This is a genomic window from Ascidiimonas meishanensis (genome assembly GCF_037782385.1).
Taxonomy (GTDB): domain Bacteria; phylum Bacteroidota; class Bacteroidia; order Flavobacteriales; family Flavobacteriaceae; genus Ascidiimonas; species Ascidiimonas meishanensis.
The window spans coordinates 1-9,383 of sequence record NZ_JBBEXD010000013.1 but is presented as its reverse complement, the minus strand read 5'-3'; the positions used below and the strand labels follow the sequence as shown (position 1 = coordinate 9,383).

The window sequence follows — 9,383 nt, the reverse complement described above, 5'->3', positions numbered from 1 at the left end:
GGGAGAATGCGCATCTGATTACGGCTCAGAAGGTAAATGCTGTAAAAATTGGCCTCGTGGCGCAACTGAATAGCGCATCTGATTACGGCTCAGAAGGTTACAGGTTTGAATCCTGTCGAGGTCACTAAAAGCTCTTATTTGAATTTAAAAAGTCTGTTAATCTTCTGATTATCAGACTTTTTTGTTTTTCTACTTCTTTTTGATGTCAAATAAATGCAGCTATTCTGGTGAGCTATTCGGTGAACTATTGCGAATTTGAAAAAAAGCTCACCAGAACACAGTTAAAAAATTGATATTCATCGAATTACCATTTTCTGATTTTTAATATTAATCTTAAATCTATAGAAATGAATAATTCGTTTGCAACATTGTTTTACATCCGGCAAAATAAGCCAGATAAATTGGGGAGATGTTTAATCTATCTTAGAATTACCATAGATGGTGAAAGAGCCGAAATGAGTACTAAGCGAAAAATAAAATCGTCTCAATGGAATTCCAGATCAGGAAAGGCTAAAGCTACTAATAACGTAGGGATTGATATTAATCGGTATTTGAATGAATTGGAAGTAAAAGCCTTTAGAGTATATGAGCAACTAAAAGATGAAGGAGCTTTTTTTACACCAGAATCTATAAGAGACGAGCTTGATGGTAGAAAAGCTCAATTAAAAATGATTTCGGTATTATATGAAAGTCATAATCAAGAAATATTTGAATTAGTCCAAAGGGAAGAGTATTCCGAAGGTGCTTATTGGCGGCATTGCAGAACTGCAAAGCATTTAAAAGCGTTTATGCAAAAGGAATATGGTTTTGAGGATATGCCCATTAAACAGGTAGATCTTTATTTCATTAAACGATTTGAACATTTTCTTAAAACCTCTATTAAAGCAACTCAAAATACAATCACCAAGTATATAGTTAATTTCAAAAAGATCGTTCGTATTGCCTATGCTAATGACTGGATTGCTAAAGACCCCTTCTTTAACTGGAAAGCTAATTGGAAAGCGGTAGAAAGACAGGCACTAACAGAACTTGAATTGCAACATCTGATAGACAAAACATTTGAGATTGAACGCCTAGATAATGTAAAAGATATATTTCTGTTTTGTTGCTTTACAGGTTTGTCATATGCAGATGTTAAAAAATTATCATCAGATCATATAGTCATGGATATAAATAATCATAAGTGGATAAAAACTATCAGAACCAAAACAAAAACCAGAAGCAATATACCGCTTTTACCGCATGCTGAAGCCATATTGTACAAATATGACTATAATAAAAATAGTAGTAAAAACAAACTTCTTTTACCTGTGATAAGTAACCAAAAACTGAATGCCTATCTCAAAGAGATAGCCATCATATGCAGAATTAATAAGAAGCTAACATTTCATCTATCAAGACATACATTCGCTACTACAGTAACGCTTGCTAATGGAGTGCCTATTGAATCTGTAAGTAAGATGCTAGGACATCAATCATTAAAAACAACTCAAATTTATGCTAAGGTTATAGATACTAAGTTGAAAGAAGATATGGATAAAGTGAAGGCGAAATATCTTTGAGAAACAAGAAAAAAGTTCAGAACAATTTAGCTTTATTTAATGGTTTTTAGGGTTCTTTGAATACGGATGAGTTCGCCTTGCGATAATTGGAGTTTGAGGTAGGGGCTTCCTAAGGTGGGTTTGACGGTGACTACTTTTTCTAGCAGTTTTTGGAGTTCTTTTTGGTAGTATTCTTTTTCTTCCTGAAGGCGGTCATATTGAATTTTAGGAATGTAGTCTTCTGGATCGGGCATTGATTTTCTTGGATTTATGGGTTGTTGTTCTGCTTCGGTTTGTTGTGCAGGTGTAGTAACTAGTCCTTGAAACAGGGATTGCAGCATGGCGGTGGTGGGTTTGGTCTGGCTTTTTTCAATGTCTTTGATAATGGCGATGACGGCATCTATACGTTTTCTGGTTTTTTCTTCTTCGCATTGCAGCTGCGGACCGAATCGGTCTAAGGGGGAAATCCCATGCCATTGAAAAAAGTGGATCATCTCATGTAATACATGGGATTGTTTTTGCTGTAATTGCTTGCAAAATTTACGGAACAAATGGACGGTTTCTCCTTCTAATAAGAGGGATTTGTAATTGTACTGATATTTTCCTTTTTTATTCATTTTTAGATAAAATTTGCTAGTGTTTATAAGAGCTTTATGGCTTTTTTAGATAAAAAATTGATTTTGTCTTATGCACTTTATTTAATTAACTAAATGATTTTCAATGTTTTAAATCTTAAACTTAACTCGTAATGTCGCTTTAGCGCATTACCCTCTTGCTATTCCGATTTTCCCCGCAGGGGCAAAATCTCATACCGATATCATAAGATATCGCTCTTGTGTTTTTAATTAGGGTTTCTGTAGAATTTTAAGAAGGTGGTGAGCTGAGTTTTAGGAATTGTGTATTGTTGTTTTTGATTTATTGATGATGGCATAAAAAAAAAGGACAACTTAGTGGGTTATCCTTTTTATTGGTGTTCCTGTTTTATGAATGTTTATAGCTGAAATATAAATTGGTAATTGTATAAATTCCGTTGGGCTTCTGCTTCCAAAAGTTCTTTGTAATTAAGGTGGTGCTTTTGGGCGTATGCTTTTAGCTCGTTCCCGTATTGGGTTTCTAGGTCTTTTTGTGAATGCTGTAACAATTGTTGTTGTGTTTCACTGTCCAGATGGTTATAGTTTAAATAAATCATTTTGGTTGTGTGTTATTAGGGATTCATCTGAAAAACTGAAATAGCCATTTTCTGGTGTTAGAATAATATGATCTAGTACGGAGATATCAAAAAGCTTGGCGGCTGCGGTTACTTTTTTGGTGAGTTCTTTATCGCTTTCACTGGGTTTTAGAGTACCGCTAGGGTGATTATGGGCTAAGATGATACTGGTGGATAGTGATTTTAAAACGATGGCGAAGAGTAGCCGGATATCTACCAAAGTTCCGGTAATCCCGCCTTGACTTAGGGTATAAAATCCGTTTACATAGTTGGCATTGTTAAGCATGACAATAACAAAGGTTTCATTGATGCCTATGGTGTCTTGATTCCATATTTTTCTTAGAAATGCCGCTGCTGCTAGGGAACTATTTAGTTTTAGACGGACATCATTTTTTATTTTTTGGTGGTAGCGTATGGATATTTCATTAACTTTAGCTCTCATTGTTTTACTTTTATAGGTGAATAATGAAAAAAGAGGGCGTTAACTTTGAACGGTGCGCCCTCTTAAATTTTTAGATTAGTTTATTGGTCTTGGGTTTTGTTGCCCATGAGCAATACTTCGTTTACAATCACTTCGGTGATATAGCGTTTTTCGCCTTCTTTGGTTTCGTAGCTGCGGGAGGCTAGTTTGCCTTCCACAGCCATTTCTTTGCCTTTGGTGGCGTAGGTATGAATCACTTCGGCGGTTTTACCCCAGGCTACCAGATTGTGCCAGTCGGTTTGCTGTTGTTTTTCTCCTAGGGCATTTTTATAGTATTCATTGGTTGCCAAGGAAAAGCGTACTACTTTTTTTCCACTTTCTAAGGTGGTCATTTCTGGGGTTTGCCCCACGTTTCCGATTAACTGTACTTTGTTTTTTAAGGTACTCATGATGTTAAATATTAAATGGTTAAACTTTATTTGATGCCTGTATAAAGGCTTTAAAAATTGATTTACTTATTTTATCCAGAGCGTTTTCTCTTTTTTGTTTTTTTAACGGTGCTTTCGCTTCATTTTTAGAGACTTGTCCTGAGTTTATCGAAAGATGATAAGATTTCATGGATTTCGGTTTTGATTTACTTCCTTTAGAGCCGACGCTGTTACCTTTTTTTGTTGCTGTTATTATTTACAAGGTCTGGGGGCAGTAAGACGTATAAATAAGAGGGAACGGAGCCTGCCCAAAGGGCGGCGGAGTGCCCCTGGCTTTATGCCGTTGGCTGCCCCCATATGTTGTTTTTTTGCTAACAAATAAAAGGGAATCGGTGGCGGTTTAGGAAGTGGGTGAAAGACGACTGTGGAAGAGTAGTACCGTTCTTTGAAGTGAAAGTACCCACTAACTAAGAATCTTTGTTTTGGTTGGCCTTATTAAACTACAGACATCTTACTTCAAATAAAAAGCAGTGCATGCGCCCTATCCGATTTTTGATTTACGTTTATCTACCGGAACACTACAAAAATCGGACAGGTTCCAGCGCAGTTAGTTTTGGTAAGGATTTGGGGTTGTTACCTGAAGTTTTTATGATCTTTTTCGTCTTTTTTTCATGTTTCAACATTAGGTTTTTCTTTAAAATAAAATTTGAGGTAGGACTGTATCGTTTATTTCAATATAGATCTGTGTCTTCTCAAAAAACATTCTAACAACTATAGGTGATTTTGCCCTCTAAAAGAAAAATATAACAAAAAAAGAGAATTATTGTTCTTTTTTACAACTTAATTCTTTCATTTTATTTAATCCTTTTACTACATTTGAATACTTAGTTTTAAGTGCTCATAGATGTCCAATCCCGAACACTCTTATGACTTTAGATTGAATTTCATCCTTATAAACTAAATACCTCCTAGAATATTGAAAAATTAGCTTGTTTGTAATGAGCTATACTGCAAATTATTAAAGTCATTTAACGATCTGTGCTTTTTCAAAGTAACATCTATGCTTTAATAGCAAGCAGAAAATGAATAGCTGTCAACTATGATTTGACACATCCCTTTTTATAAAATTTTGAATTAAACAATATAGATCTAATAAATTTTAGATATCCAGAATGAAGTCAAAAACGAAATTGCATTTAGCCCAGCAAGAAGTCTATTACGGACAATTTATGAATCCCAAGAGTCCACTATACAATATCGGTGGTTTCACTATTTTGAAAGGCATCTTTAATCCAATCTTATTCAAAGGTATCATTGAGGATTTGTCTTTTACATTTGATTCTTTTCATATAAGGTTTGATTTTTCCGGAGAGGAACCTCTCTGCTACTTTAAAGATAAGCCTGAAAAAGTTTTAGTTGACGAATTAGATTTTTCTTTAGAATCTGATCCAAGAAAAAAAGCAAAGAGTTGGATGCAAGACCAATTTAATAATGCATTTGATCTATCACAGGAAAAATTATATGTATTCGTTCTTATTAAAATAGCTGAAAATGAATACTGGTTCTTCAAATGTTTTCATCATTTAATGACAGACGGTATAGGTTTTTCCATAATCATTGATTTTCTATTAAATGAATACGAACAACAGTTAGAAGGAAATCAAAAACCAATTGAGATATTTCCTTCTTACTACGAGGCTATAAGGAACAGTCTTGATTATATGCAATCGGAACAATATGCTAAAGATGCAATGTATTGGAAAGAAAAATACAGTTCGGTTCCTAATCCATTAGTGGTTTATAAAAAACAAAATAAAACAGGTGTAGGTAAGTTTTCATGTCTTATTACCGAATCAGACGGCGAGTTATTTGATCGTCTAACCCATCAAACAAAAGCAAATGTAGCGCAATTGACCATCGCGGCATTACTACTATATTTAGGAAAAACAACCAATGAAAAAGATTTTAGCTTTGGAATTCCCATTCATAATAGAGGAACTAGAGCGGATAGAAAAACTTTAGGTATGTTTTCAGGGATACTTCCTTTTAAGGGAGAATACATTCCAGAGCAACCTTTATCTGAATTTATTTCGGATATAAGAAAAACACAGCGTAATGATTATAGACATCGATCATACCCTATTTCACATTTAAACAGGTATCTCAAACTATTATCAGAAAATCGATTACATGTTTTTGATATTATTATAAACTATTTAGCCATTCCTTTTCCAAAATCATTGTCTTCGGGTTTTAGTAGTGAATCCAAACTCCTAACAAGTACTTTAGACACCGAAGTTCCTTTAAATATATGGTGGTGTTATAGGGGTAAAAATTCTTCAATGGAGTTAAATGTTGACTATCAGCAGAAATATTTTGACCATGCTGAAGTAGAAAGGATTGTCAAAAGACTCTTTTTTATTATACGACAGTTTCAATATAGTTTAGACAAGCCTGTCAAAGATATAGCTATTCTTCCTCTAGAAGAAACATATCAATTGTTGAATACCTTCAATGATACTGCGGTAGACTATCTCAAAGACAAAACATTAGTAGATCTTTTTCAGGAACAGGTACAAAAAACACCCGAGAATATAGCAGTCGTTTTTCAAGATATCCAGGTAAGCTATAAAGAATTAGATCAACAATCCAACCAATTGGCTCGTTATTTGTTGAAAAATCAAGTTAAACAAGAAGATCTCATAGCCATATGCCTAGAACGTTCTCTAGAAATGATCGTAGGCATCCTAGGTATCCTAAAAGCAGGAGCTGCATATCTCCCAATTGATCCAGAATATCCTATCGAGCGAATCAACTATATGATTCAAGATTCAGAAGTTGACTTGGTATTAACTTCTAAAAATTCTTATCAAAATTTAGAAACAATTGATGACATGAGTATGGTGCTTTTGGATGGTAAACATCTGAAAGATATTCAAAAAGAAACTATAGATCCTCTACATAGAATAGCCTATCCTGAAAATCTAGCCTATGTCATATATACTTCAGGAAGTACTGGAAAACCCAAAGGGGTCATGGTAGAGCATCAAAGTATTGTCAATACAATTTTAGCACAAATCCCTGCTTTCTCTATTACTAATGCAGATCATTGTTTACAGTTTGCAAATCCTGCATTTGATGCTTCTGTTTCAGAGATTTTTACAGCCCTTATAAGTGGTAGTAGATTGTGTATTATAACAGAAAAATCTAAATCGGACACCTTTTCTTTTAAAAATTTTATAGCAAATAACCATATTACTATTGCCACCTTACCCCCTGCCTTCTTACAACTATTATCGGTTAAAGATTTAAAAAGTCTTCACACTTTAGTTACCGCAGGAGAGCCTATACCTTTAGAATTAGCCAAAACATTTGCAGAGCATTACCATTACATCAATGCCTATGGTCCTACAGAGACCAGTATTTGTGCTACAACTTTTAATGGAACTATCGTGGACAGTGTGCCTATCGGCTCTCCTATCGCCAACACCCAAATTTATATTCTTAGTGAACAGCAAGAGTTAGTGCCCATAGGAGTAGTCGGTGAACTCTGTATCAGTGGCGCAGGTGTCGCACGTGGCTACCTGAACAATGAAAAACTCACCCAAGAAAAGTTTATAGAGAATCCTTTTGTTGAAGGTGAACGCATCTATAAAACAGGCGATCTCGCCAGATGGCTGCCAGATGGAAATATAGAATTCATAGGAAGAATCGATGATCAAGTCAAGATTCGAGGATACCGTATCGAACTAGGAGGGATTGAGACTGCTTTAACTAAGATCAAAGGCGTATCCGCCTCTTGTGTATTGGCTAAAGAAGATGCAAAAGGGAACAAACGCTTAGTAGGGTATCTTGTTATGGGAGAAACCATCGATAAAAAAATAATTCAGGATACCTTAAAACAAAGCCTACCTGAATACATGGTACCCACTATATGGGTTGAGTTAGAATCTATGCCTTTAAACTCTAGTGGAAAACTTGACAAAAAAGCACTGCCAGATCCAGATACTTCCCTGTTGTCTAACCGAGAATATGTCCCGCCCAGAAATCAAACCGAACAAACGCTCGTTGCCATCTGGCAAGAGTTACTAGGTATCGATAAGGTAGGTGTACACGACAACTTCTTTGAACTAGGTGGACATAGCCTACTAGCAACAAGACTCGTCTCCATGATTCGGAAACAACTCGATATGGAGATAACTATTAAAGACGTCTTTGCTCATAAAACAATCGCATCTTTGGAAGGTCTTATTTCGGAGCAGACAGCAGGTACCTTATTACCAGCTATGGTAGCTGAAGACCGTCCTAAGAATATCCCTTTATCCTTTAGTCAGGAAAGACTGTGGTTCTTAGATCAACTCGAAGGGAGTCTCGCATACCATATTCCAATGGTGATTCAACTAAAAGGATCCTTAAACATCTTTGCTTTAGAAAAAGCCCTTAAAAGTATTATATCCAGACATGAAGTCTTACGTACTTTGATTCATTCAGAAAATGGGGTCGGATACCAACAAATTATCAGTGAAGATAACTGGGATATGGAGCATGCTCTAATCGCTCATAAGGATTCCTTAGATTCCTTGTTGGATGCTTATCTAGATGCGCCTTTTGATTTATCAATCGATTATAAGCTCAGAGTCTGTTTGTATGAAATGGAAAATCAAAACTATGTGCTGGCTTGTGTATTCCATCATATAGCAAGTGACGGATGGTCCAATAGTATATGGATTCGTGAACTCCTAGAGGTCTATAATGCCATAGAAGAAGGCAGAAACCCGAAGTTACCTCTGTTAACTTTACAATATGCCGACTATGCCATTTGGCAAAGAACCTATCTGGAAGGAGACATTTTAGAAAACCAATTAGCCTATTGGCAGGACAAACTCAAAGGGAGTTCTATCCTAGCATTACCTACCGATTATCCACGTCCGGCTATACAGAGTACTTCGGGAGCAAGCATTTCTTTGTCATTAGATAAAGAACTAAGTGATTCTATAAAGGGATTATGCAGAGCTGAGGACGTTACACCCTTTATGTTCCTATTAGCTGCCTTTAAGGTATTGCTATTTAGGTATAGTGGTCAAACTGATATTTGTGTAGGAACCCCTATTGCCAACCGTACACAAACAGAGTTAGAAGGCATGATAGGGTTCTTTGTCAATACTTTGACCCTACGCAGTGACTTGAGTGGAAATATAGGCTTCAGCGAACTACTCGCTCAAGTAAAAGAAACTACCCTACAGAGTTATGACCATCAACTCGCACCTTTTGAAAAAGTAGTAGAAAGGGTCGTAGATACAAGAGACATGAGTACTTCTGCTTTGTTTCAGGTAATGTTTGTATTACAGAACACACCAGACCTATCTAAAGAAAAAGACCTGTCTTTAGGAAACCTAAAGCTATCACAGTATGAGTTTACAAATACAACATCTAAGTATGATATCACATTAAACGCTGTAGAACAAGATAACGGTATTTCATTAACCATGGAGTACTGTACTGACTTATATCATAAAACAACTATCGAGCGAATGATAGTGCATTACAGGGAATTGTTGGTTAGTATTGTGAATGATATAAACCAACCCATAAACCAACTAGGGTTCTTACCTGAAGAGGAAAACCACCTTTTATTGGAGGTATTTAATGATACTCAGGTTTCCTATCCCAAAAACAAAACGCTGGTAGATCTCTTTGAACAACAGGTACAAAAAACACCCGAGAATATAGCAGTCGTTTTTGAAAACACTCAACTAAGTTACCAACAGCTAGATCAACAATCCAAC

The 9,383-nt window shown here is 35.7% G+C and carries 7 protein-coding genes and 1 tRNA gene; 3 read left to right on the top strand and 5 right to left on the bottom strand.

Annotated elements, in window-relative coordinates; translation table 11 throughout:
- The first annotated feature begins 50 nt into the window (after positions 1-50).
- Positions 51-124: transfer RNA gene (locus tag WBG07_RS17780), tRNA-Arg, on the top strand.
- A 223-nt stretch (positions 125-347) separates the two neighbouring features.
- Positions 348-1,562, top strand: coding sequence for a site-specific integrase (locus WBG07_RS17775; protein WP_340203262.1), 1,215 nt, complete (start codon positions 348-350; stop codon positions 1,560-1,562).
- Between the two features lie 32 nt (positions 1,563-1,594).
- On the opposite strand, the gene WBG07_RS17770 is transcribed toward WBG07_RS17775, so the two are convergent.
- The 5 genes from WBG07_RS17770 to WBG07_RS17750 all read right to left on the bottom strand — a co-directional run bounded on the left by WBG07_RS17770 (position 1,595) and on the right by WBG07_RS17750 (position 3,787).
- A complete protein-coding gene (locus WBG07_RS17770) occupies positions 1,595-2,158 on the bottom strand; it encodes a BfmA/BtgA family mobilization protein (RefSeq protein WP_340203260.1) in 564 nt (187 codons plus the stop codon).
- Between the two features lie 374 nt (positions 2,159-2,532).
- Positions 2,533-2,730: a hypothetical protein gene (locus tag WBG07_RS17765; protein WP_340203258.1), complete on the bottom strand. Its 198-nt coding sequence runs from the start codon at positions 2,728-2,730 to the stop codon at positions 2,533-2,535.
- Positions 2,711-3,190: a JAB domain-containing protein gene (locus WBG07_RS17760; protein WP_340203256.1), complete on the bottom strand. Its 480-nt coding sequence runs from the start codon at positions 3,188-3,190 to the stop codon at positions 2,711-2,713. Before WBG07_RS17760 ends, WBG07_RS17765 begins: the two co-directional genes overlap by 20 nt.
- An 80-nt stretch (positions 3,191-3,270) precedes the next feature.
- Complete coding sequence (locus tag WBG07_RS17755; RefSeq protein WP_340203253.1) at positions 3,271-3,618, bottom strand: single-stranded DNA-binding protein; 348 nt, start codon at positions 3,616-3,618, stop codon at positions 3,271-3,273.
- A 19-nt stretch (positions 3,619-3,637) separates the two neighbouring features.
- The gene (locus WBG07_RS17750) at positions 3,638-3,787 is read right to left on the bottom strand and encodes a hypothetical protein (protein WP_340203251.1); all 150 of its coding nucleotides are present in this window, start codon (positions 3,785-3,787) and stop codon (positions 3,638-3,640) included.
- A gap of 982 nt (positions 3,788-4,769) precedes the next feature.
- Here WBG07_RS17750 and WBG07_RS17745 point away from each other — a divergent pair.
- Positions 4,770-9,383 (top strand): amino acid adenylation domain-containing protein (locus WBG07_RS17745; RefSeq protein WP_340203249.1); only part of this gene is annotated, 4,614 nt, incomplete at its 3' end.

What these genes read in the sequence shown, in the direction of transcription:
- WBG07_RS17770 (WP_340203260.1), bottom strand. Translation starts at nt 2,158, where the DNA reads ATGAATAAAAAAGGAAAATATCAGTACAATTACAAATCCCTCTTATTA.
- WBG07_RS17750 (WP_340203251.1), bottom strand. Translation starts at nt 3,787, where the DNA reads ATGAAATCTTATCATCTTTCGATAAACTCAGGACAAGTCTCTAAAAAT.
- WBG07_RS17765 (WP_340203258.1), bottom strand. Translation starts at nt 2,730, where the DNA reads ATGATTTATTTAAACTATAACCATCTGGACAGTGAAACACAACAACAA.
- WBG07_RS17775 (WP_340203262.1), top strand. Translation starts at nt 348, where the DNA reads ATGAATAATTCGTTTGCAACATTGTTTTACATCCGGCAAAATAAGCCA.
- WBG07_RS17755 (WP_340203253.1), bottom strand. Translation starts at nt 3,618, where the DNA reads ATGAGTACCTTAAAAAACAAAGTACAGTTAATCGGAAACGTGGGGCAA.
- WBG07_RS17760 (WP_340203256.1), bottom strand. Translation starts at nt 3,190, where the DNA reads ATGAGAGCTAAAGTTAATGAAATATCCATACGCTACCACCAAAAAATA.